This is a genomic window from Thermaerobacter sp. PB12/4term, assembly GCF_003403315.2.
In the GTDB taxonomy this organism is placed as follows: domain Bacteria; phylum Bacillota; class Sulfobacillia; order Thermaerobacterales; family Thermaerobacteraceae; genus Thermaerobacter.
In genome coordinates this window covers 1,132,179-1,154,128 of sequence record NZ_CP048407.1, presented here as the reverse complement: position 1 = coordinate 1,154,128, position 21,950 = coordinate 1,132,179, and the positions used below count along the sequence as shown (strand labels likewise).

The 21,950-nt window shown below is 75.2% G+C and carries 17 protein-coding genes; 4 read left to right on the top strand and 13 right to left on the bottom strand.

Annotated elements, in window-relative coordinates; all coding sequences use genetic code 11:
* Positions 1–114: 114 nt before the first annotated feature.
* Complete coding sequence (locus tag DYI95_RS13020) at positions 115–1,122, bottom strand: S16 family serine protease (RefSeq protein ID WP_305849878.1); 1,008 nt, start codon at positions 1,120–1,122, stop codon at positions 115–117.
* 387 nt (positions 1,123–1,509) lie between these two features.
* Between DYI95_RS13020 and ylbJ the strand changes: the two genes are divergently transcribed.
* Positions 1,510–2,763 carry a sporulation integral membrane protein YlbJ gene (gene ylbJ, locus DYI95_RS13015; protein ID WP_305849877.1) on the top strand — a complete coding sequence of 418 codons (1,254 nt, stop codon included), beginning with the start codon at positions 1,510–1,512 and terminating at the stop codon, positions 2,761–2,763.
* A gap of 90 nt (positions 2,764–2,853) precedes the next feature.
* On the opposite strand, the gene DYI95_RS04670 is transcribed toward ylbJ, so the two are convergent.
* The 5 genes from DYI95_RS04670 to DYI95_RS04650 all read right to left on the bottom strand — a co-directional run bounded on the left by DYI95_RS04670 (position 2,854) and on the right by DYI95_RS04650 (position 7,087).
* Positions 2,854–3,450, bottom strand: coding sequence for a hypothetical protein (locus DYI95_RS04670; RefSeq protein WP_116901568.1), 597 nt, complete (start codon positions 3,448–3,450; stop codon positions 2,854–2,856).
* Positions 3,447–3,938: a pantetheine-phosphate adenylyltransferase gene (coaD, locus tag DYI95_RS04665; protein WP_116901569.1), complete on the bottom strand. Its 492-nt coding sequence runs from the start codon at positions 3,936–3,938 to the stop codon at positions 3,447–3,449. The genes DYI95_RS04670 and coaD overlap by 4 nt, the downstream gene beginning before the upstream one ends.
* Entirely contained in the window at positions 3,907–4,506 is a 600-nt protein-coding gene (rsmD, locus tag DYI95_RS04660; protein ID WP_116901570.1) for a 16S rRNA (guanine(966)-N(2))-methyltransferase RsmD, read from the bottom strand. Before rsmD ends, coaD begins: the two co-directional genes overlap by 32 nt.
* 323 nt (positions 4,507–4,829) lie before the next feature.
* Positions 4,830–5,447: a spore coat protein gene (locus tag DYI95_RS04655; protein WP_116901571.1), complete on the bottom strand. Its 618-nt coding sequence runs from the start codon at positions 5,445–5,447 to the stop codon at positions 4,830–4,832.
* A 53-nt stretch (positions 5,448–5,500) separates the two neighbouring features.
* A complete protein-coding gene (locus DYI95_RS04650; RefSeq protein WP_116901572.1) occupies positions 5,501–7,087 on the bottom strand; it encodes an MFS transporter in 1,587 nt (528 codons plus the stop codon).
* A gap of 595 nt (positions 7,088–7,682) precedes the next feature.
* On the opposite strand from DYI95_RS04650, the gene gpr reads away from it, so the two are divergent.
* Both gpr and DYI95_RS04640 read left to right on the top strand, forming a co-directional pair.
* Positions 7,683–8,873 (top strand): GPR endopeptidase, encoded by a 1,191-nt coding sequence (gene gpr, locus DYI95_RS04645; protein ID WP_116901573.1) that lies wholly within the window; start codon positions 7,683–7,685, stop codon positions 8,871–8,873.
* A 206-nt stretch (positions 8,874–9,079) separates the two neighbouring features.
* Entirely contained in the window at positions 9,080–10,498 is a 1,419-nt protein-coding gene (locus DYI95_RS04640; protein WP_116901574.1) for an MFS transporter, read from the top strand.
* Positions 10,499–10,541: 43 nt separating this feature from the next.
* Here DYI95_RS04640 and recG read toward each other — a convergent pair whose 3' ends face one another.
* Positions 10,542–13,547 carry an ATP-dependent DNA helicase RecG gene (gene recG / locus DYI95_RS04635; protein ID WP_116901575.1) on the bottom strand — a complete coding sequence of 1,002 codons (3,006 nt, stop codon included), beginning with the start codon at positions 13,545–13,547 and terminating at the stop codon, positions 10,542–10,544.
* Between the two features lie 13 nt (positions 13,548–13,560).
* Positions 13,561–14,046, bottom strand: a complete 486-nt coding sequence (locus DYI95_RS04630; RefSeq protein ID WP_243149867.1) for an Asp23/Gls24 family envelope stress response protein — start codon at positions 14,044–14,046, stop codon at positions 13,561–13,563.
* A gap of 374 nt (positions 14,047–14,420) precedes the next feature.
* On the opposite strand from DYI95_RS04630, the gene rpmB reads away from it, so the two are divergent.
* Positions 14,421–14,612, top strand: coding sequence for a 50S ribosomal protein L28 (gene rpmB, locus DYI95_RS04625; RefSeq protein WP_116901576.1), 192 nt, complete (start codon positions 14,421–14,423; stop codon positions 14,610–14,612).
* 134 nt (positions 14,613–14,746) lie between these two features.
* On the opposite strand, the gene hslO is transcribed toward rpmB, so the two are convergent.
* The 5 genes from hslO to DYI95_RS04600 form a co-directional block, all read right to left on the bottom strand.
* A complete protein-coding gene (gene hslO, locus DYI95_RS04620; RefSeq protein WP_116901577.1) occupies positions 14,747–15,751 on the bottom strand; it encodes an Hsp33 family molecular chaperone HslO in 1,005 nt (334 codons plus the stop codon).
* A gap of 476 nt (positions 15,752–16,227) precedes the next feature.
* Positions 16,228–17,091 (bottom strand): ribulose-phosphate 3-epimerase, encoded by an 864-nt coding sequence (gene rpe / locus DYI95_RS04615; protein WP_243149866.1) that lies wholly within the window; start codon positions 17,089–17,091, stop codon positions 16,228–16,230.
* A gap of 131 nt (positions 17,092–17,222) precedes the next feature.
* Positions 17,223–18,137 carry a ribosome small subunit-dependent GTPase A gene (rsgA, locus tag DYI95_RS04610; RefSeq protein ID WP_116901578.1) on the bottom strand — a complete coding sequence of 305 codons (915 nt, stop codon included), beginning with the start codon at positions 18,135–18,137 and terminating at the stop codon, positions 17,223–17,225.
* 36 nt (positions 18,138–18,173) lie between these two features.
* Positions 18,174–20,909 carry a PASTA domain-containing protein gene (locus DYI95_RS13010; RefSeq protein ID WP_164581345.1) on the bottom strand — a complete coding sequence of 912 codons (2,736 nt, stop codon included), beginning with the start codon at positions 20,907–20,909 and terminating at the stop codon, positions 18,174–18,176.
* Complete coding sequence (locus tag DYI95_RS04600) at positions 20,906–21,640, bottom strand: Stp1/IreP family PP2C-type Ser/Thr phosphatase (RefSeq protein ID WP_116901601.1); 735 nt, start codon at positions 21,638–21,640, stop codon at positions 20,906–20,908. Before DYI95_RS04600 ends, DYI95_RS13010 begins: the two co-directional genes overlap by 4 nt.
* Positions 21,641–21,950 lie beyond the last annotated feature (310 nt).

The following is a 21,950-nucleotide window of genomic DNA, read 5'->3' as shown; positions in this document are numbered from 1 at the left end:
CGGCAGGGGTGTCAAAAGGCCGGTGCGCCCGGTGCTGCCGGTCCACAGGGTGCGCGGTTCACAGGGTGGGGGCCGGCCCTCCTGGTTCCCCCTTCATCGCGTTTCGCTTGCCCTTCAGTCACACGGCGGGCCCTGGCCCCCCTGCTGGCAAAGCCAGGCCACGGCGGCCGCCAGGCTCGGTACCCGCACCACCATGGGCGCGCTGCCCGGCGCCGGGCCGGGTCCCCGAGCCGGCACGAACAGCACGTCCAGGCCCGCCATGGCCGCCGCACGCCACTTCTGCTCCACCCCTTCCACGGGCCCCACCCGGCCGTCGGGAGATAGGGTGCCCGTGGCGCCCACCCGCCGCCCGCCGGCCAGGTCCCCGGGAGCAAGGGCGTCCACCGCCGCCAGGCCCATGGCCAGGCCTCCGGAGGGACCGGCAATGGCCGGGGGGAGGGGGAACCCGGCCACGGCGCCGGGTTCCACCCCCATGAGCTCCGCGGCCGCAGCGGCGGCCGCCTCCTTGCTGGCGGCCAGGGCGGCGCGCTGGGCGGCCATCACCTCGTCCAGGGAACCCCCGCCCAGGGCCCGGGCCGTGACCAGGCTGCGCCCGGGATCGCGCAGCACCGTCCAGGCGTCGCCCAGCCGGGCCGGGCGGGCCGCCACGGTGACCAGCCAGAAGGGGGTCGTCACCACCGGGCGCGTGCCTGGGGGCCGCACCACTTGCACGGGCACCGGCACGGCCAGGCCGGGCTCCACCAGAAGCCAGGGGGTGGGCAGGCGGGCGGCCAAAAACCCCATCAGGCCGGCCACGGCCAGGGCGGCCAGAAGTCGCCCCAGCCTGGGGACGAACCGCGGCACCGGCGCGGGCCCGGCCGGGCCGGGCCCGGCCGCCGCCGGCCCCGGGTGGCCTGCCGGGCCGCCGGTGAGGCCCTCTCCCCCACCGGCACGGCCCTGCCCGCCGCCGGGATCGACCGGCCTCCCGCCGCGGCCGCCCGGCCCCGGGCCGGAGACGCCAGGCAGCGCGGCAGGCCCGCCGGGTTCCCGGCCGCCGCCGTCCCGTTGCCGGCCGGACCCGCCCTGGGGGCGGCCCCCGGGCGCCGGCTTTCCGTCCACTGCACCCGTCGCCTCCGTCTGCATCCGTGGCCTCCGTCGCGCCCGTCTCCTCCATCCGGGTTGTAGTCGGTCTGTAGCGGCGCCGGTGCCCCCGCTCCCGCCGGCCCCCCAGGCCGGCCCGGCTGTACCGCGCCCTGCCTTCCCGGGCCGGGATCCCCGCCCGCCGGTCCCGCAGGCCCGAACGGCGTGAAGGCGCGGCCGCCGGCGCCGCCGGGGATCCCTCGCCGGTCCCGCGCCGGGCCCCCGGGCACCCCGGTATACCGCCTCCGGGCCGTCCATATACATGCTGGTGCGCCCCACCTCAGGGCATGCCCGGGCCCGTTGCCGGAGGAACCCGCAGGCGGCCCGGCCGGCATCCCGGTCCCGTCCTGCCGGCGGGGCCGCCGGCGGCAGTTCCGCTCCCGGGGGGCCGTGCGCAAGGGAGTGGGGCGGGTCCGGTACGGGGGAGTGCCCGTGCGCCAGTCACCCCTTACCCATTTGCTGGTGGCCGCCGTGGTGGGCCTGGTGGTCGCCATGGTGGTGTATCCCGAGACGGCCTTCGCGGCCGCCGTGGCCGGACTCAAGGTCTGGTGGGACGTGGTCTTCCCGGCCCTGCTGCCCTTCTTCATCGGCGCCCAGATCCTCATGGCCCTGGGCGTGGTCCATTTCATGGGCGTGCTGATGGAGCCCTTCATGCGCCCGCTGTTCAACGTTCCCGGCACGGGAGCCTTCGTCGTCGCCGTCGGCCTGGCCAGCGGCTACCCCCTGGGCGCGGTGATCACGGCCCGGATGCGCCAGCAGGGGCTGCTCAGCAAGACCGAGGCCGAGCGGCTCATGAGCTTCAGCAACACCGCCGACCCGCTGTTCATGGCAGGAGCCGTGGCCGTGGGCATGTTCGGCACGGCGGCCGTGGCGGGACCCATCATGGCGGGCCACTACCTGGGCGCGCTGGCCACCGGCCTGGCCCTGCGCTTCTGGCGCGGCGGCAGCGACCGCAGCGAAGCCCTGGCAGGGGAGGAAGGGTGGCTGCTGGCCCGGGCCTGGCGCGCCATGGTCCGCGCCCGCCAGGAAGACGGCCGCCCCTTCGGCCAGGTGCTGGGGGACGCGGTCCGCGATTCCATCAATACGCTGCTTCTGGTGGGCGGGCTGATCATCCTGATGTCGGTGGTGATCCAGGTGCTGGACCGGGCCGGCATCCTGGCCGCGGTAGGCGGCCTGTTCCTGCTGGTCCTGCACCCCCTGGGCCTGGATCCTTCCCTGACCCGGTCCCTGATCAGCGGCCTGTTCGAATTGACCCTGGGCACCCAGGCCGCCGCCCAGGCCCCGGCGCCCCTCTTCGACCGCCTGGTCATCGCCGGTGCCGTCATCGCCTGGAGCGGGCTTTCCGTCCACGCCCAGGTGGCGGCCATCATCCAGGGCACCGGCTTGAGCATCGGCCCCTACATCGCGGCGCGGGCCTTCCATGCCGTCGCCGCCGGGGCCCTGACCGCCCTGTGGCTGGCCTGGTTTCCCGTAGCCGCGCCCGCCTTCCTGCCGGCCCTGGCCTGGGCGGCACCGGGCCCCCTGCCGTGGCTGGGCCGGCTGCTGGCGGGAGCCTTCCACTTCCTGGTGGCGGTGGGCGGTCTCGCTGCCCTGGCTGCGGTAACCCAGCTGTTGCGCGCCCGGACCGTGTCGGGCCAGCGCTGACGCCCGGGGCCGCACCGGGTCCGGCGCCGGCCGCCCCGTCACGGCGACTCCGGTGCGGCGGATCCGCCGTGGCTGCACCGGCGTCGTCGCCTAGTCGCCGCCCTCCTCGTCCCAGCCGGCCCCTTGGCCGTCCGGATCCTCCACCCCTGCCTCCTCCCGGGTGGGAGCCGCTTCCCGGGCCGCCGTCCCGGAGGGGTGGGCCGCGGCCCGCAGGGTGGCCTGCAGTTCTTGCCGGCCCTCGGCCACGGCGGCCAGCGCCTTGCGCAGGATCCCTTCCAGCCGGTCCAGGACGTCGGCGGCGTAGGCATTGGCGGAGGCCCGCACCTCCCGCGAGCGGGCCTCCGCCTGGGCCAGCATCCGCCGGGCCTGTTCTTCCGCCTTGCGGGTGATCTCCGATTCCCGGGCCATGCGCTCCACGTAGCTGCTGGCCTGCTTCACCATGGCCTCCGCCTCGGCCCGGGCCTGCTCCAGCAGCCGGTCCCGGTCGGCCAGCAGCCGGCGGGCCCGGTCGATCTCCTCCGGCACCAGGCGCCGCAGGTGGTCAAGGAACGAGTAGACGTCATCCTCGTCCAGGATCACCTTGCCCGTCAGGGGCACCCGGCTGGCATGATGCACGAACTGCTCGAAGTCGCGGATGAGCACGTACAGATCCCGTTCCGGGGCGGGCTCGTGATCCGCCACCGTCATCGCCTCCTCCGCACGGCGGCCCGGGCGGCCAAGGCCGGCCGCACCACGTCAGGGACCAGGCCCACCGGATCCACCCCGTAACGGGCCAGTTCCTTGACGATGCTGGAACTCAGGTAGGCATTCTCAGGCCGGGTCATCATGAACAGGGTCTCCAGCTCCCCGGCCAGCTGCTTGTTGATCTGCGCCATCTGGAACTCGTACTCGAAGTCCGAGACCGCCCGCAGCCCCTTGACGATCACCCGCGCCCCTTTGCGGCGGGCGTACTCCACCAGCAGCCCGTCATAGGCATCGACGGACACGTTGGGCAGGTGGGCCGTCGCCTGGCGGGCCAGCTCGACCCGCTCTTCCGGCGTGAACCAGGGCTGCTTGGACGAGTTGATGAACACGGTGACCAGCACCTGGTCGAACAGGCGGCTGGCCCGCTCGATGATGTCCAGATGCCCGTTGGTGATCGGGTCAAAGCTCCCCGGGCAAAGGGCGATGGTCATGGGACTCTCCTTTCCTGGCAGGCGCAAGGTAGAAGCTCAGGGCGGTGTCGCCGTACCGGCGCCGGTCGGCGCGTTCCAGCCCGGCGATCCGGTCCGGGAGGGCTTCCCGGGGGTCGTGCTCCACCACCAGCCGGCCGCCGGGCGCCAGCAGCCGGCCACCGCCCACGGCGGCCACCACCCGGGCCGCCAGTCCCTGGCGATAGGGCGGATCGGCCAGGACCAGATCGAAGACCCGGGAACCGCCCGCAAGTTTCGCAACGGCGGCAAAGACATCCTGCCGCCACACGCCGGCGTCGGCGCCCGCGCCCACGGCGCGCAGGTTCGCTTTGAGGACGGCCACCACCCGGGGATCGGACTCGATGCACAGAGCCTCCCGTGCCCCCCGGCTCAGGGCTTCGATGGCCAGGCTGCCGGTCCCCGCAAAGAGATCGAGGACCCGGGCCCCTTCCACCGCCGGCCCCAGGATGTTGAACAGCGCCTGGCGCACCCGGTCCGTGGTGGGACGAACCTGCCGCCCGGCCGGGACCTTGAGGAGCCGGCCGCGCCAGCGGCCTCCCGTGACGCGCACCGCCCGTCCTCCCTGAAATTGCCATGGGCCGGCGCCCGTCCTGCGGTGAATAAGGGCCGCCCGGCTCCTCCATATTATCGACTGCAAGAGCTGCGGAGGCCAATCCGTCACGGATCCTCCCCAAGGCTCTTCCTCCGGTTTCTCCTCTCCCGGCAAGCGGCGGGGACGCGCCAGCGCCCCGCCGCTTGCTTTGTACCGGGGTGTCCGGGCCGGCGCCCGCGCGGGCGGGCCGCGGCAGGAAAGAGGCTGCCGCCCGCTCCGGCGGCAGCCTCTCCTTCCATGTACTGGACTCGCTGGGCGTGGCCGCGCCTCCCCCTGGGCGCCTACCGCGCCCAGGCGCCCGCCGGGCGGGGGGCCCCCGGCGCAGCGGCACCCGCATAGCCCCCCGGGAAGCCCTGGGCCACCTGGCGCGCCATGTCCACCGGGGCCTGGGGGACCGCGTACCAGTTGCGCTGCTGGAGGTACTGAAACAGCTCGAAGGCCATCTCGGCATGATCCCGGGCGATGTCCAGCAGGGCCCGCCGGACCTCGGGGTGGGCTGCTTCCAGGGCCGTCCAGGTGGCCGCCAGGCAGGCGTGTTTGTTCATCTCCAGGCAACCCACCGCCAGGGTGCGGTCGCTGACCCGGTGGCCCTGGGGCGCCGGCGGCCGGTACGGTTCAAAGGACTGGAAGCCCTGGGTAGCCTGACCGTTGCCATGAACCCAGCGGGCATCGCCGTGGTAGTGACCGGCGGGGGGCCGGGCCGCGCCCTGGCCCCGCGCCCGATCCAGCATCCACTGGAGCTGCCCGTAGTGGCGCCGGTAGACCTGGCTGTGGCGCTGCAGGATCTGGCGCAGCGGCTCGTCCTGGCACATGGCCTGCTCCGCTTCCGCCTTCTCGATCATGGCCGCGTGAGCATTCAGCAGCTCAGGCAGGTTGAGAAGCTCCTTCTGGCTGAGCACGAGCCTTCCTCCTCCACCGTGGTTTGGTCTGGGTGACGGGTGCCGCGCACGCGTCATGAAGCGGGGCTCATCCCCTCCCGGGGCGGAAAGGAGCTGCGTACCCGGCTCCATGGCCCCAGGGGGATGGGCGGGATCCCGCCCCGTCCCGTCCCGCGGCGTGGGACCCCTGATGGTATCGCGTGGCCTGTCCCCCCGCCGCCGGGGGCCGCGGCCGTGGCCAGGCCGTCGCGTCCGGACACCGCCGCCGTACCAGCACCAGAGGCGGGGTCAGGCCCATGGCGGGCCGGAGACACGACGGGCCGGGACATCACCCCGGGCCCGACGCCGCCCGGGCGGACCGCCGGCCGGCCGTCCCCCAGGGGGGGCCTTCCCGCCCGAGGCTGCAGGGCCCCATCCCGGGCTCGGGCCTCTGCGGGCCCGTCGCCTGCCCGGGCCGGCAACGGCTGCAGCAGCACGTCCTGGCGCAGGAACGCGGCCACCAGCCCCAGCACGGCGGCGACAGCTGCAGCACTCCCCAGGTACATGGCCGCCCGGCCCAGAGGGAGCAGCAAGCCGAAGGCGGGCGGGCCCAGAGCGGCTCCGAAGAAGCGAACGGTGCCGTAGAGGGCGGTCACCCCCCCGCGCTCCGCCGACTCCACCGAACTGGTGATCATGGTGTTGAGGGCGGGTAGCGCCAGGCCGTACCCCAGGCCCATGACGCTGATGGCCACCACCATGGGGACCAGCTGGCGGGTCAGGAAAAGGGCCCCCGTCCCCAACGCCAGGATCGCCAGCCCCGTCACCACCACCGCCTTGAGGTACCGGGATAGCCTCTCCTGGAGGACGATGCCGCTCACGTAGGCGGTGATGGTCGCCACCGCCACGGGGATCGCCACCACCAGGCCCTTCACGAATCCCCGGATGCCGAAGGGCCGTTCCAGCAAGTCGGAATACACGCTGAGCAGGCCAAAGAGCATGAACAGCGCGGTGAAGCCGGCCAGAAAGGAAACGGCCAGGGAAGCACCCTTGGCCTGGAAGATCCGGCCCATGCGCCGCAGGTAGGGCCCCGGCGCCGGCGCTTCTCCCTGGCGCTGCGGTTCGGGCACCAGCCACCACAGGCCCAGGGCGGAGAGGGTGGCCAGGGCCGGGTAGGCGAAGAAGGGGGCATACCAGGCCAGCAGCGCCAGGGCCGACCCCAGAATGGGGCTGGCGATCTTGCCCAGCCCGTTGCTGGCCTCCATGATGCCCATGGCCCGGGTACGGGCACCCCCCTGGAACATGTCGCCCGCCGCCGCCAGCGCCACCTGATACATCCCTCCGGCCGAAAGGCCCTGCAGCACCCGGCCCGCCAGGATCCACCCGTAGGGATCGCGGGTGAAGAAGGGCGCCAGGCCGGCCACCAGGCCACCCAGGCCGAACCCCACCAGGCCGGGGATCATCACCGTCTTGCGGCCCCACCGGTCCGAAAGGTAGCCGCCGATGGGGATGAACAGCCCCGCCGGCACGGAGAAGGCGGTGATGATGAGCCCAATCTGGAACAGGGTCCGGTCCATGGCCTCGCGCATCATGGGCAGCACGGGGATCAGCATGGAATTACTGAGGACCATGACGAAGGGCACGCTGCACAGGACGGCAAAGGCCAGGCCCAAGCGCTTCTGCACCGGTCTCACCTCCCTTCCCGGTCACGGCCGGCGGCGGCGGCCGCCGTCACGGTCGCTGGCTTGCCGCCCGCCAGGGGCGCGGCTGGCGGGCAGGCTCCCCGCCAGCGGCTGCGGGCAGGCTGCCCGCAACAAGAAGCGGCCGGTGGCGACCGCCCATCAACGGGCATAGTCTGCCCGGCGGTTCTGGCGGGTGGCACGCCACCCTCTGGCACGGCGTCCAGACCGCGGGCACAGACCCATAGCGGGAGACCGCAGGGCCCACAGCGGGAACGTGGGGAGCCGATCGGGCCTGGCGCCCTCGCCCCGCACGGCACGCTCGTGCCCCGGGCGGCGGGTCCGCTTCAAGGCGGCGCTCCCGCGCTCCATGCGGCCCCTCGGCCTGCAGGCGGGGCATCCGGGGCGCCGGGCGGCGAGCCCGCAGCAGGCCGCCGCGCGCCGTGGCCCCTGGGGCGCCGTCTTCCTCCCCCGGAGCCGGCTTGGCGCCGCCCGGCCCGGCGCCCCGTGCCCAGCGACGCGGGGCCCAACCAGGACGGGCCGGGATAAGGGCCCGTGACCCCGGGAGACCTTAAAGAGGCGGAAACGGAGGGATGGCCCGGTGACGGGACCGCGGGACAGAAGGGTCCAGGGTGAACGCGGCAACCTGGAGCGGATGGCCGAACGGCGGCGCGGTGCGGGCTGGAACCCGGCCCGCCCGGGGGTGGGCGGGGCACCCTGGGGTGGCAGCGGCCCAGGGATGGCGGCAGGCCCGGCCCGGGCAGCCCCACCGGCCACCGGCACGCCGGCCGGGGACGCGCGGCCGGCGGCCCCACCCCTTAGCGCCGGCGGAGCCGGCAACCTGGCCGGGTTCGTCCGCACCGACCTGGCCCTGGAGGCCATCGGCACCTCCCATCCCATGCCCGGGGTCCAGGTGGAGGAAGAGCGCGGCCAGGGCTACCTGGTCACCCGGGTCACGGTCACGAGCCCCGAGGCGGCGCGCCGCCTGGGCAAGCCCCCCGGCCGGTACGTCACCATCGAATCACCGGGCTTTCGCAAACGGGACCGGGAACTGCAGGGGCGGGTCGCCAACGTGCTGGCCCGGGAGCTGGCGGCTATGCTGCCGGACCGGCCCGATGCCTCCTTCTTTGTCGTCGGCCTGGGCAACTGGAACGCCACGCCCGATTCCCTGGGGCCTGAGGTGGTCCACCGCCTGCTGGTCACCCGCCACCTCCAGGAGTACGTGCCGGAAGATCTCAAGGGCGGCCTGCGCTCCGTGGCCGCCCTGGCTCCTGGCGTGCTGGGGCTGACGGGCATCGAGACGGGTGACGTCATCCGGGGCATCGTGCAGCAGATCCGGCCCAACATGGTGATCGCCGTGGACGCCCTGGCCGCCCGCAACATCGAGCGGATCATGACCACCATCCAGATCGCCGATACGGGCATCCACCCCGGTTCAGGGGTGGGCAATCACCGGGCGGCGGTGACCAGGGAAACCCTAGGCATCCCGGTCATCGCCATCGGGGTGCCCACGGTGGTCCACGCCCACACCATCGCCTACGACACCCTGGACGCCCTGACCCGGTCCCTGCAATCCCAGTCCACCCTCTTCCGCACCCTGGGGCAGATGCCCGAGGCCGACAAGCGGCGGCTGATCGAAGAGGTGCTGGGACCGGCCGTGGGCGACCTGATGGTGACCCCCAAGGAGATCGACGTCTTCGTCGAAGAGATGGCCACGGTGGTGGCCAGCGGCCTCAACGCCGCCCTGCACCCGCGGATCGACGAAATCGACCTCTCCCCCGTCTTCGCCTGAGCGCGCCGGGAGGGGGCTGCCATGCCCACCCCCGGGTCGCAGGGCCCGCCACCTCGCAACGACGCAGTAGACCGGCCGGCGTGCACTGGTTTGCCGAACCCACCCCTGGTCGCGGGATCCACCACCCCTCGGGCCGCAGCGGGCGCCGGCAGGATCCGGGCACGGCGGCAGCGAACGTGGGCGGATGTTTGCCGGAGGTGGCCCTCTTGCCAGCAGCCGTCTACGTCATTGCCGCCGTCGCCTGGCTGTACTTCATCTCCCTGGACATGCTGGCCACCGGCCTGCCGCTGGCCCTGGCCGCCGGCGGGGCCGGCGAAAGCTGGATCGGCTTCCTGGTGGGATGGATGGGCCTGTCCGCCATGCTGCAGCGGCCCTTCCTGGCCGCCTGGGGCGATCGCCGCGGCCACCGGCCGCTGCTTCTGGCCAGCCTGGCGGCAGGGCTGGCCGGCGCCCTTCTCTTCGCCGTCTCCCGCCACCCCGCCGCCGAATTCGCCGCCCGCACCCTCCAGGGCACCTCCCTGGCGGGCCTGGTGGTGTCCAGCCAGGCCCTGATGGCGGCGCTGGCCCCACCGGCCCAGCGCGCCCGGGCCCTGGCCCTGCAGGGGCTGGCCGACACCGGCGGCGTCCTGGCCGGGACCAACCTGGGCGAGTGGGCGTGGCACCACCTGGGACGAACCGGCCTGTTTGCCGGTACCGCAGCGGCCGTGGCCATGGCCCTGCTGCTGGCGCTGGCCGGCTCGGCCCGCAGCCGGCCGGAGCCCGGGAACCCGGCGGAGCGCCGCCCGGGCCACCGGGCTGCCGCCGCCGGGGGGCCGCCCGTTCCCGTCGCCGGCGGGTCAGGTCCTACCCCCTCGGCCCACTCCCCCGCGGCCGGCGGGGGCGCCGGGCCGGAGGGGCCCCCGTCCCGGGCGGCCGGCGCCGGGCAACCGGCCGCCCATACCAGGCCTGCCTCCCCCAGGGACGCCCGGCGGCCACCGGCGGTCACCGCCGCACCGGTGGTCGCGACCGGCGGGGCAGCCACCCGCGCCGGGCGGCTGCCGTTGCCTGGATCCTTTCTCGTACTGGGCACCCTGACCGGCGTGATCTTCGGCGCCGCCCTGAACCTGACCGTGCTCCATGCCCAGGGGGCCGGCTTCTGGGCGGGCGGCTGGCTGGCCCTCTTCGCCCTGGTGGCCATGGGGGCACGCTACGCTGCCGGCAGCTGGCTCGACCGACGGGCCGGCGGCGGGGGATTGGACGCTGCCACGCCGTCCCTGGCCCATCGCCTGCTGGTCCTCGGCTTTGGCCTGATGGCAGCGGGGGAAGGGGCGCTGGCCGCAGCAGCACCGGTGACGGCGGTCTATGGCGCCGCGGCGGTCCTGGCGGCGGGCTACGGCATCGCCCACACGGCGCTGGTGGCTGCGGCGGTGGGCGGGGCTCCGGCCCACCGCCGCGGCCTCGCGGCGGGATGGCTGGCCAATGCCATCGACCTGGGGGTCGGCGCCGGGCTGGCGATGCTGGGCTGGGTCCTGGAGACCTGGTCGTTTTCCGTGATGTACGGGGTTCTGGCCGGCGCCGGGACCCTGGGCATGGTCACGGCCCTCCTGGCGCGGTCGCCCGGGCCCCGGGCCGCCGGCCGGCCCTGACGCCCGGCCGGCGCCCGCCGCCCCTGGATCCCCCTGGACGGGCCTAGCTCCAGAGGGCCCGGGCCTCGGCCAGGAAGTCACCGTAACGGGCCACCACTTCCTCCCGCAGGGGGCGGTGGGCCGGCTCGTCCAGGCCCGGGTCCCGCTCCAGCAGGCGGCGGGCGGCCTCCCGGGCCAGGCGCAGCAGGCCCGCGTCCTTCACCGGGTCGGCGATGCGCAGGGCGGGCAGGCCGTGCTGGCGGGTGCCGAAGAAGTCGCCCGGCCCCCGCAGCTGGAGGTCGAACTCGGCGATGTCGAACCCGCTCTGGCTGCGGCAGAGGGCCTCCAGCCGCATCTGGCCTTCGGCGCTGGCCGGGTCGGCCACCAGGATGCACAGGGACTCCTTGGATCCCCGCCCCACCCGGCCCCGCAGCTGGTGCAGCTGGGCCAGCCCGAAGCGGTCGGCCCCTTCGATGATCATGACCGTCGCGTTGGGGACGTCGACCCCGACCTCGATGACCGTGGTGGCCACCAGCACGTCCAGCGCCCGGCGCTCGAAGGCCCGCATGACCCTTTCCTTTTCGGGTCCGGGCATCCGGCCGTGGAGGATCCCCACGCGCAGCCGGGGATAGCGCCGGGCCACGTACTCGGCCCAGGTGGTGACCGCCTTGTGCTCCGCATCCTCCGGAGCCCCTCCGGGTCCTGCCGCCGGCTCCTCCCCGCCCGGGCCCTGGCCGCCGGAGCCCTGGCCGTGGCCTGCCGGCCGGCCGCTGGCCGCGCCGTTGCCTGATGGCCCGCCCGGAGCCGCACCCGTGGCCCCCCCGATCGGCCCGCCGGCTCCGGCCGCATCCCGGCGCGCCCCGCTGGTGCCGGTGGTGCTGGCGCCGGCGGGGTTCCGGTCCGGCCCGGCGGCGGGGTCGTCCACCAGCGGGCAGACCACGTATCCCTGCTCGCCGGCCGCCACCCGGGCCGCCAGAAGGTCGTACGCCTTGCGGCGCTGGCGCCCCCGCAGCCACACGGTGCGCACGGGCTGGCGCCCCGGAGGCAACTGGTCGATGACCGACACGTCCAGGTCGCCGTAGAGGGTCAGGGCCAGCGTCCGCGGAATGGGCGTGGCCGTCATGACCAGCAGGTCCGGCAGCCGGCCCTTGTCCTGGAGCAGGGCCCGCTGGCGGACACCGAAGCGATGCTGCTCGTCGATGACCACCAGGCCCAGGTCGCGGAAGCGGACGTTCTCCTGGATCAGGGCGTGGGTCCCCACCACCACCGGCCACTGGCCCGTGGCCAGTCCCTGGAGCACCCGCTCCCGGTCGGCCGCCGGCTGGCTGCCGACCAGCAGCACCACGGGAATGCCGGCCGGGGCCAGCAGCTGCTGCAGCCGCCGGGCGTGCTGCTCGGCCAGGATTTCCGTGGGCGCCATCAAGGCCGCCTGGGCACCGCTCTCCACCGCCTTCACCATGGCCCAGGCCGCGATCACCGTCTTGCCCGAGCCCACGTCGCCCTGGACCAGCCGCCGCATGGGCCGCGGCGCTTCCATGTCGGCCCGGATCTCGTCCAGCACGCGGCGCTGGGCAGGGGTGAGTTCAAAGGGCAGGCCCGCCAGGAAGCGGGCCACCCGGGGGCCGTCGGGCCGGTGGGCCCGGCCGGGTTCTTGCTGCTGCTGGCTGCGCACCCGGGCCAGGGCCACCTGCATGACGAACCACTCCTCGAAGGCCAGGCGCCGGCGCGCGGCCTGCCAGGCTTCGGCATCGGGCGGGAAGTGGATGTCCCGCAGGGCCTGGGCCCGTTCCACCAGGTTCAGCTGCCGCCGCAGCTCCTCGGGCAGGATCTCGGGCACCCGCCCCGCCAGGGCGCCCACCACCTGCCAGGCCAGCTGGCGCAGCCAGCGCTGGTGAAGGCCCTCGGTGGCGGGATAGACAGGGACGATCCGCGCGGTGTGGACCGGTTCGTCGCCCTCGCCTTCCAGCAGCTCCACCTCCGGGTGGTCCATCTGCCATCCCCGGTAGCCGGCCTCAACCCGCCCGCTCAGCCGCACCGCGCGGCCGGGGGACAGCTGCTGGAGCCGGAAGGGCTGGTTGAAGAACACGGCGTCCAGCCGGCCGCTGCCGTCGCTTACCGTCACCCGCACCACGGCCCGCCGGGTGCGGGTGGGCACGCGCTGGGCGGCCACCACCACGCCCTGGACGGTGGCCACCTCACCGGGCACCAGCCGGGCGATGGGCTTCCAGGTGGAGCGGTCTTCATAACGCCGGGGCAGGTGCCAGAGCAGGTCCCCGGCGGTGTGAAGGCCGAGCCGGGCCAGGCGCTGGGCCTGCCGGCGGCCCACGCCGGGCAGGCGGCCCAGGGGCGTGGCCGGCGTGATCTCCCCTGCACCGCTGCCGGCCAGGGGCGACCGCCGTCCCGAGGGCGCGGAGGCCCCGGCCCCCGCGGCCGGCGCGGGAGCCGTGCCGGCGGCTGCGGAAGGGCCGCTGGCAGGGGCCACCGGGGACGGAGCCGGTTGCCCGCCCGGAGGAAGCGGCCGGCCCTGCGAAGGCGCCCCAGCGGGCGCCAGTTCCCCGTTGAGCGGGATCCGGCGCCCAGGGGACTCCCCCGCCGCCGGCGCGGCGGCCCGGGCGACCAGGTCCACGGCGCGGGCGACCCGCTCCGCCCGCTGGCCGGGTGGCAGCCGGTCAAAGTCGCGGAACAGGCGGTAGGCCTCCCGCAAGGGTCCCCTCTGGTCCGGGGGCAGGGTCCGGGCAGCGGCTTCCAGGGCCCTCTGCACCTCGGCTGCCGCGCCGGCGGCAGGCAACATGGGCGGCAAGTCGCCGGCCCGCTGCAGAGCCGCCGCCAGCTCGGCCCAGGCACCCGCAGGCTGGCCGGACCCGGGCGTCCCTTGCCGTGCGGCCCCTTGCTCCCCTGCACCCGCAAGCCGCTCCGGGCGGGCATGCCCTCTTCCCGCCCCCGCGGCCGCGGGCCCTGGGTCGGGGCCGTGCCCGGCGCCGCCGGCCGCGGCAGGCGTTCCGTGCGGCCTGGGCTCCGGGGGGCCTCCCTCCCGCCGGGCCGCCATGTCCTCCCCCGCACCGGCCCTCATTCCGACCATCGCCTCACCCGCGCAGGTTCGTGCCGCGGGACCCCGGGCCCGGCCGCAGCTCGCCGGATCCGCCCGGCCCTGCCACCGTTGGGGAGCCCGCAGCCCCTGGCGCCGCCGGCCCGGAGGGTCCAGGCAAGGTGCCCGCCGGCACCCGCACGCCGGCCACGTGGACGTTCACCCGCACCCGCTCTTCTCCCACAGCCCGGCGCACGGCCTCCCCCACCCGCCGCATCACCGCGCGGGCGACCTCGGGAATGGGCACGCCGTACGCTACGACGATGCGCACCGTCAGCTCCAGGCCGTCGTCGCCCCCTGACACCTCGACACCGCGCCCGTGGGCCTCCGTACCCAGCAGGCCGGCCAGTCCCTGGCGCCAGCCCCGGGGCACCGTGCCCACCACGCCCTCGCACTGGGCCAGGGCCGTGCCGGCGATGCCGGCGATCACCTCGTCGCTGATGGCAATCCGGCCGTGATCGGTCTGGAATTCCAGCAACCCCATGCCCCCCGCTTCCCCGTTCCGGCCCATGCCGGGTCTCGGACATTCCCCTTCGCCGGTGGCCGCCCCATTCCTTGCCGCCCTGTGGGGCCTGTGGTAGAATCGGCTGCGTGATTCGGGCTCCATGCAAGGGACGTTCCATGAGCGCCCCCGATGCCGGCGCCGTGGAGGCCGTCCCCGCGGCGGGAGCCGGCGGCATGGCTTGATCGTTCACCCCGCGGCCCTGGCCGGCCCGGCGGCCACAGGAGCGGCCCCGTGGCGTGTCCAGCGGCCGGGAGGCCCGCTCCGCGGCGCGGCGGCACGTCCCGCCGGCCGGGCCCCGGGGGCGGCCGGCCCGGCGCCCCAAGGGGGCCGCGGACAGTGGAAGGAGAATCGATATGGCCCGTCGTTGTGAGATCTGCGGCAAGGGCGTGGACTACGGCAACCAGGTCAGCCACTCCAACCGCAAGTCGCGGCGCATCTGGGTCCCCAACCTGCAGCGGGTGCGCGCCGTGACGCCCCAGGGCGTGCGCCGCATCCGCGTGTGCACCACCTGCCTGAAGTCGGGCCGGGTGGCGCGCGCCGTCTGAGGCCGGTACCGCCCGGCCACCGGGGCCTCCGGTATCGCGGGCCGGTAGCGGCCCGCGCCGGCCGCCACCGGCGGCCGTCCTCCCAGCACCTGCATGCGTGGTGGCGAAGCGCCGGCCAGGGGCCGGCCTTTGTTTTAGGTCGATCCGTCCTGGCGGGACTCCCCCTCCTGCCCGGCCCGGCGGGTCGGGCGGCCCTGCCGGGCGGCGGCCACCAGCGCCTCCAGCTCCTCGCCGCTCAGGTGGTAGGTGGTACCGCAGAAGTGGCAGCGCAGCTCGGCGCCGCCGTCTTCCCGCAGGATGGTCTCCAGTTCCTCGGGACCGAGACTGATCAGCGCCCGCTCCACCCGCTGCCGGTCGCAGCGGCAGCGGAAGGCCAGGGGCTGGCGGTCCAGGATGCGCGGCGCAAGGCCGGCCAAGCCGCGCTCGATCATCGCTTCGGGGGTCAGGCCCGCATCGATCAGGCGGCTGATGCCCTGCAGCTGCTGCAGGTTTTGTTCCAGCCGCTCGGCCCACCCCTCCGGATGACCCGGCAGCAGCTGCAGCATGAACCCGCCCGCAGCCCGCACGCTACCCCCGGAGCCGACCAGCACCCCCAGTCCCACCACCGAGGGCGTCTGGTCCGACTGGACCAGGAAGGCGGTCACGTCGTCGCCGATCTCCCCTGAAACCAGCGGCACGCTTCCGGTGTACGGCGTGCCCAGGCCCAGGTCGCGGGTCACGTGCAGGAACCCCGGCAGCCCCACGGCACCCCCCACGTCCAGCTTGCCGTCGGGCCGCAAGGGCAGGTCCACGTGGGGGTTGCGGACGTAGCCGCGCACCGTCCCGGTCGCCTCGCCGGTGGCCAGGATGGCCCCCAGGGGACCGCTTCCCGCCACCCGGACGGTGACGGTGGCGTCATCCTTGAGCTGGGCGGCCAGCAGGGCCGTGGCGGTCAGCACGCGGCCCAGGGCCGCCGTGGCCGTGGGCCAGGTGTCGTGCCGCCGCCGGGCCTCTTCGACCAGGCGGGTGGTCCGGCAGGCCAGGGCGCGCACCAGGCCATCGCCGGCCACCGCCCGCACCAGGTAATCGCCGTCCCCGCCGCCGGCAAGACCGGCGGCACCATGGTCCCGCTCGCGTTCTTGGTCCCGTTTCCGTTCCATCCTTCACCATCCCATGCGGCCCCCGGCCCCGGGGTCGCCGGCGCGGGAGCAGGCCGGGTCACCGCCTGGCGGCCCACCGCCCGGTGGGCCCGGGGCGCCGGGGGGCGCGGCGGGGTCGAGTCCACAGCGCTCATCATGTTGCCACAAACACCCCCGCCACGGCAGCAGGGGCCGCGGCCCCCGCCCGCAACGGCTGGGAGCCGCCGCCAGGACGGGCCGAGGGACGGCGTCGTGCACCCTGGCCCCTGCGGCAAGGACCCCTGGCAGGCGGCTGAAAAGCGTGGCGCCGGCCAGTTTCGGGCCGGCGCGCCCCTCCGGCGTCAAGAAATCCCAGGTCGTTCAGGCGTTGCCGCGCCGCCCCCGGCGGAAGATCCGGCCCAGAAAGCCGGGCAGGCGCACCACGATGACACGAACAGCCATGGGCATTCCCTCCCGCCCCAGGCTATTCGGCGGAACCCCGGCCGGGTGCCTGGCCTTCAGGGAGCCCGGCCGTCCGGGGCCGCAGGAGCCGGCGGCGAGGCGGCAGCCAGCGCCTGGCGGAGGCGGTGCAGGTTCGTCCCCACCGGCGCCTGCTGGTTGTACACCGCGGAGCCGGCCACCAGCAGGTCTGCCCCGGCGGCCGCGGCCAAAGGTGCCGTCGCGGGGTCGATGCCGCCGTCCACCTCCAGCCACGGCCGCGGGCCGGCGGCGGGCAGCATGGCCCGCACCGCCCGCAGCTTGTCCAGGGCCTGGGGCAGAAAGGCCTGGCCGCCGAAGCCGGGGTTGACGCTCATCACCAGGATGAGGTCGACCTCACCCAGCAGCGGCTCCACCGCCACCGCCGGCGTGCCGGGGTTCAGGGCCACGCCCGCCCGGCAGCCCAGGGCGCGGATCATCTGGACGGCCCGGTGCACGTGGGGCGTGGCCTCCACGTGGACGGTGATCACATCGGCCCCCGCCTCGGCCACCGCCGGCAGCAGGGCTTCGGGCCGCTCCACCATGAGGTGCACGTCCAGGGGCAGGCGGGTCAGCTTGCGCACCGCCGCCACGATCATCGGCCCGAAGGTCAGGTTGGGGACGAACCGGCCGTCCATCACATCGAGGTGCAGCCCGGCAGCCCCGCCGGCCTCGGCTGCCCGGACCTCCTCCGCCAGGCGGGTGAAATCGGCGGACAGCAGGGACGGCAGAACCACCGCACCTGCACCGGGTTCCGGCCAGCCCAGGGCGCGGGGCGCGGGTTCCCGTGGCGTACCGGCCGGCGCCGCGGCGGTCCCGCCGGCCGCCGGCCCGGCCGGGTTCTCCCCCCGGGCGGCGAGGTCTGTGGTGCCGCCGCCCCGGTTTGCGTGGTGACCGCCGGCCATGGCCTCTCCTTCCCCTTTGCGGTGTCGTGCCTAGTGTCGTGCCGGGCCGGGCGACGGCCCTGGGTCGGGCGCCGACCCTGGGACGCATGCCGGCCCTTCAACGATGGCGGACCTTCAACGCTCGCGGCCCTTCAACGATAGCGTTCGGCCAAGCGCTCCTCCACTTCCGACAGGAGCACCAGGTAGTTCTGGTACCGCCAGGAGGCGATCTGCCCCTGATCCCGGGCCGTCCGGACGGCGCAGCCCGGCTCGCTCCGGTGCAGGCAGCCTCGAAACCGGCACCCGGGCGCCGCCCGCCGGATCTCCGGCCAGAGGTCGCCCAGCTCCTCCGGCTCCAGCTCGGGCAGTTCCACCTTACTGAAGCCGGGGGTGTCGGCCACCCATCCCCCTCCCGCCAGGGGCAGGAGCTCGACGAACCGGGTGGTGTGGCGCCCGCGGCCCAGCTTGCGGCTCACCTCGCCCGTGGCCAGGTTGAGGCCCGGCTGCAGGGCGTTGAGCAGGGTCGACTTCCCTGCCCCGCTGGGACCCGCCACCACGGTGACGCCTTCCCGCAGCGCCGCGGCCAGGCCTTCCACGCCCCAGCCCCGCGGCGCCGCCAGCAGGTGAACCGGGTAGCCCGCCAGGCGATAGCCTTCCACCAGCCGGGCCGCCCAGCCCGGCAGGGGGTCCTCCGGAGCGCGGGCCACCCGGTCCAGCTTGGTGAAGGCGATCACCACGGGCAAATCCATGGCCTCGGCCTGGACGATCACCCGGTCCATCAGGATGGGTACGGGATCGGGCTCCTGCAGGGATTGGACCAGCAGCACCCGGTCCACGTTGGCGATGGGCGGCCGCACCAGGCGGTTGCGCCGGGGCAAGACCCGCTCGATGGCAGCCCCGCCGTCCTGAAGGGCGACCTCCACCCGGTCGCCGGTCAGGACATCGCCCGCCTGCCGCCGCAGGCGGCCCCGCAGGGCGCACAGGATCACCTGCTCTTCGCCGTCCAGGCGGACCTCGTAGAGGTTCGTCTGCGCCTTGACCACGGTTCCCGTGCGTAGCGACGCCATGGGCGTAGGTTCTCACCTCCGGCCGCTGGAGCAAGGTCAATCGCCGTTCCCGTCCTGGCCTTCCCCGCCGCCCGGGCTGCCGCTGCCGGCGCCGCCTTCGCCGGACCCGCCCTTGTCCTTGCCGCGGCCGCCCGGCACCTTGAGCTCCTGCTCGCCGGCCAGCCGGCCGTCGACGTAGATGAAGGCCCTGGCCTGATCGCCCTGCCAGGTGACGGGAACCTCCACCCGCTCGCCGCCCTGGTGGGCCTGCTCGTAGACCACCCGGCGCCCCGCCTGGTCCTGCACCTCGACCCGCAGCAAATGCTGGCCGTCCCCCTGCAGGTCGACCACCAGCGTGGCCTGGTGGTCCCCCGTGACGGCCGGCTCCGGCCCCCGGCTCACCACCAGGTTCACCGCGGTTCCCTTCTCCACCGCCGCCGCAGCCGCCGGATCCTGGCCGATCACCGTGCCCGCGGGATAGGGACTGTACTGTTCGGTCACCTGCCCGGCCACCAGCCCCGCCGCCTCCAGTTCGGCCCGGGCATCGGCCACGCTCAGGCCGAAGAGGGACGGCACCGTCACGGGCCGGCTCTCCGGGCCCTGGGAAACGGTGAGGTAGACGGTCATGCCGGCCTGGATGGGGCTGCCCGGCCCCGGATCCTGGTCGATCACCGTACCCTCGGCCTCGCCGGCGTGCCGGTAGCGCAGCTCCACCACCAGCCCCTGGTTCTCCAGGCGCAGGCGGGCGTCCCGCTCCTCCAGCCCGCGCACGTCAGGCACGGAAAGCCACCGGGGTCCCTTGGAGACCACCAGCTGCACCGTCTGTCCCATGCGCACCTGCTGGCCGCCCGCGGGCCGCTGCTCGATCACCGTGTTGACCTCGCTGTTGTCGTGCCGCTCCTCGAGGATCTCCCACTGCAGGCCGGCCTGCTCCAGCCGGCTCTGGGCCTCGATCAGCGGCAGGCCCTCCACGGCGGGCACCGTCACCACCGGCGGCTGCAGCCACCACCGGGTGGCGGCACCTGCCCCCACGGCCAGGACCAGCAGGAGGAACACGGCCAGCGCCACCCGCAAAAGCCGGCGCCGCCGGGCGCCGGCTTTTGCGGCGGCCGGGGAGCCCGCCACCGCGGGCCTCGCCCGGCCTCTCCCGCCCGCCAGCCCAGGCTGCCGCCCGCGGGGCTTGCCGGGGCGTCCGGGGCGCCTCCCCCGGCGCCCCGGACGCCCGGGGCGCGCCTCCCCCGGCCGCGACGGCGGCCGGGGGGGGCCGGCCGCCGGCCGATCCGGGTCGCCCGGGCCCGGATCGGCCGGCGCGGGCACGGCCACCGCGCCGGCCAGCACCAGCGGCTCCGGGGCACCGGCTTCCGGGCGGGGGCCGGCCTCCCGGGCCTGCCGGGCACCCGCCTGCCGGGCGGCGGCGGGCCGGGGGCCCGCCTCTGCCGACCCCGCCGGTGCGGGCAGGCGCCCCCGCCGGGGCCCGCCGGCCGCCATCAGGCCATCGCCGCCTGGACCGGCGGCGTCCCGCCCGGCACCGGAGGGCCCGGCCAGGGTCCCGCCGCCGGCGTGGCCCCGCCCCCCGGCCCCCCCGCGGCCCCCGGCGGCCGGGGCGCTTCCGCGCCGGGCGCCGGCTCCTGCAGGTGCCCCGGGGACGCCGGCAGCCGCGGCCCGCTCCTGCTCGCCGACCGGCCCTCCGGCCGCGCCGCCCCCAGCCCCCTCACCCGGCCGCACCGTCCTGCCCGCCGCCCGGGCGGCGTCCTCCACCGCGCCGGCGGGCAGGGGCAGGGCGCCGCCCGGAGAAGCGGCGCCGGGCGCGCCGCCCAGGGGACCGGTTCCGCCCGCCGGGGCCGTTGCCCGGTCCCCGGAGCGGGTGCGGCCGCGGCCCCGGCCCGCGCCGCGCGAGGCGCCGGCCGTACCGTTCCACGGGCCTGCCACCAGGGTGTCCTCCACCGGCGGCCGGGCCAGGGCCGCGACGGGTCGCCCGGCCAGGAAGTTCTCCAGGTCGTCCAGCATGGCCCCCGCCGACGGGTAGCGCCGGTCGGGGTTCTTCTCCAGGGCCTTGAGCACGATGGCTTCCAGGACCCGCGGCACCTGGGGATTGAGGGCCGACGGCAGGGGCGGCTCCTGGCCCAGGTGCTGCATGGCAACGGCCACCGGCGTGTCCCCATCAAAGGGCAGCCGGCCCGTCAACATTTCGAACAGGATGATGCCCACCGCATAGACGTCGGACCGCTCGCTGGCCGGCATGCCCCGGGCCTGTTCGGGGGCGAAGTACTGGGCCGTGCCCACCATGGCGCCCTGGTCGACCACGGTGGTGGTGGTGCCGCTGGCCCGGGCAATGCCGAAGTCCGTCACCATGACCCGGGCGTCGGAGGTGATCAGGATGTTCTGCGGCTTGACGTCCCGGTGGATCACGCCGTTTTCGTGGGCGTGCTGGAGCACCGACAGCACCCGGCAGGCGATGTGGACCGCTTCCTTCAGCGGCAGCGGTGCCCTTTCCCGGATGTACTGCTTGAGGGTGATCCCCTCGACGTACTCCAGCACCAGGAAGGGCTGACCGGCATCCTCTCCCACATCCAGCACGGCCACCACGCCGGGGTGGGAGAGCCGCCGGACCGCTTCCGCCTCCCGCCGCAAGCGGCGCAGGAAGGCGCCGTCGGCCACGTACTCCGAACGCAGCGCCTTGACGGCCACCGTTTCGCCGGTCACCTGGTCGGTGGCTTTGTACACCACCGCCATGCCGCCGCCCCCCAGCAGGCCGGTGACCCGGTAGCGCCCGGCCAGCACGGTACCGATCACGGGGCGTCACCGTCCCACCAGGCCAGCACGGCGGTGATGTTATCCGACCCGCCTGCCGCCAGGGCAGCCTCGATCAGCGCCTCGACCTGGAGGGCCACGTCGCCGGGTCCGGCGGCGGCCAGCAGGTCCGCCAGGCGGCTGTCGGGCAGGGCTTCGCTCAGCCCGTCGCTGCAGAGCAGCAGCACGTCCGACGGCTCCAGCTGGACGGTGGTCTCGTCCACGGGCACCGAGACGTCGGTGCCGATGGCGCGGGTCAGCAGGTTGCGCTGGGGATGGCGGCGGGCCTCCTGCTCCGTCAGGGCCCCGTTGCGCACGAACTCTTCCACCAGGGAGTGGTCCTGGGTGAGCCGCTCCAGGTGGCCCTGGCGCAAGAGGTAGGCCCGGGAATCCCCCACGTGGCAGAGCTCCACCGCCCCGCCCCGGCCGATGACGGCCACCGTCAGGGTGGTGCCCATGCCGCTCAGGTCAGGATCGCCGGCCTGCCGCCGGAACACCTCCTGGTTGGCGGCCACCACCGCCTGGGCCAGGGGCAGCCCCGCCACCACGCACTCCCGGAGGGTGCGCAGGGCAAGCCAGCTGGCCACCTCGCCCGCCCGGTGGCCCCCCATGCCGTCGGCGACGGCCAGCAGCCAGCCCCCGTCGCCGGGCAATGCTTCGGCCAGGTAGGCATCCTCGTTGTTCTCCCGCACCCAGCCTGGATGGGTGCGGGCGGCAAGGCGCAAGACCGGCATGTTCCTCTCCCCCCGCCCGGGCGATGGGACCCGGGCCCGTGACCGCCGCCTGCCACGCCTTTCCGGCCATTCCCTGAAGACGGGTGGCGGGCTCTGGGTGGGGCGGGCGGCCTCCCGATGAACGGCGCTGGACTCCTGAACAAGATACAGTTCGCCGGCCCCGACCGGTTTCCCTGGCACCGTCGCGGGGCCCCGGGCTGCGCCCGGGGCCATCCCCCGCCCGGGGCCATCCCGGCCGGCAAATCCTGGCAAAGCCCCGGACCGGAGGGAACCCCGGACCGCCGGTCAGGCCCCCGGATCCCCGCCACCG

Coding starts and splice junctions, on each gene's coding strand:
- rpmB (WP_116901576.1), top strand. CDS start 14,421: ATGGCCCGTCGTTGTGAGATCTGCGGCAAGGGCGTGGACTACGGCAAC.
- hslO (WP_116901577.1), bottom strand. CDS start 15,751: ATGGAACGGAAACGGGACCAAGAACGCGAGCGGGACCATGGTGCCGCC.
- DYI95_RS04600 (WP_116901601.1), bottom strand. CDS start 21,640: ATGCCGGTCTTGCGCCTTGCCGCCCGCACCCATCCAGGCTGGGTGCGG.
- DYI95_RS04630 (WP_243149867.1), bottom strand. CDS start 14,046: ATGGGGTTGCTGGAATTCCAGACCGATCACGGCCGGATTGCCATCAGC.
- coaD (WP_116901569.1), bottom strand. CDS start 3,938: ATGACCATCGCCCTTTGCCCGGGGAGCTTTGACCCGATCACCAACGGG.
- recG (WP_116901575.1), bottom strand. CDS start 13,547: ATGAGGGCCGGTGCGGGGGAGGACATGGCGGCCCGGCGGGAGGGAGGC.
- DYI95_RS13020 (WP_305849878.1), bottom strand. CDS start 1,122: ATGCAGACGGAGGCGACGGGTGCAGTGGACGGAAAGCCGGCGCCCGGG.
- rpe (WP_243149866.1), bottom strand. CDS start 17,091: ATGGCCGGCGGTCACCACGCAAACCGGGGCGGCGGCACCACAGACCTC.
- DYI95_RS04670 (WP_116901568.1), bottom strand. CDS start 3,450: ATGACGGTGGCGGATCACGAGCCCGCCCCGGAACGGGATCTGTACGTG.
- rsgA (WP_116901578.1), bottom strand. CDS start 18,137: ATGGCGTCGCTACGCACGGGAACCGTGGTCAAGGCGCAGACGAACCTC.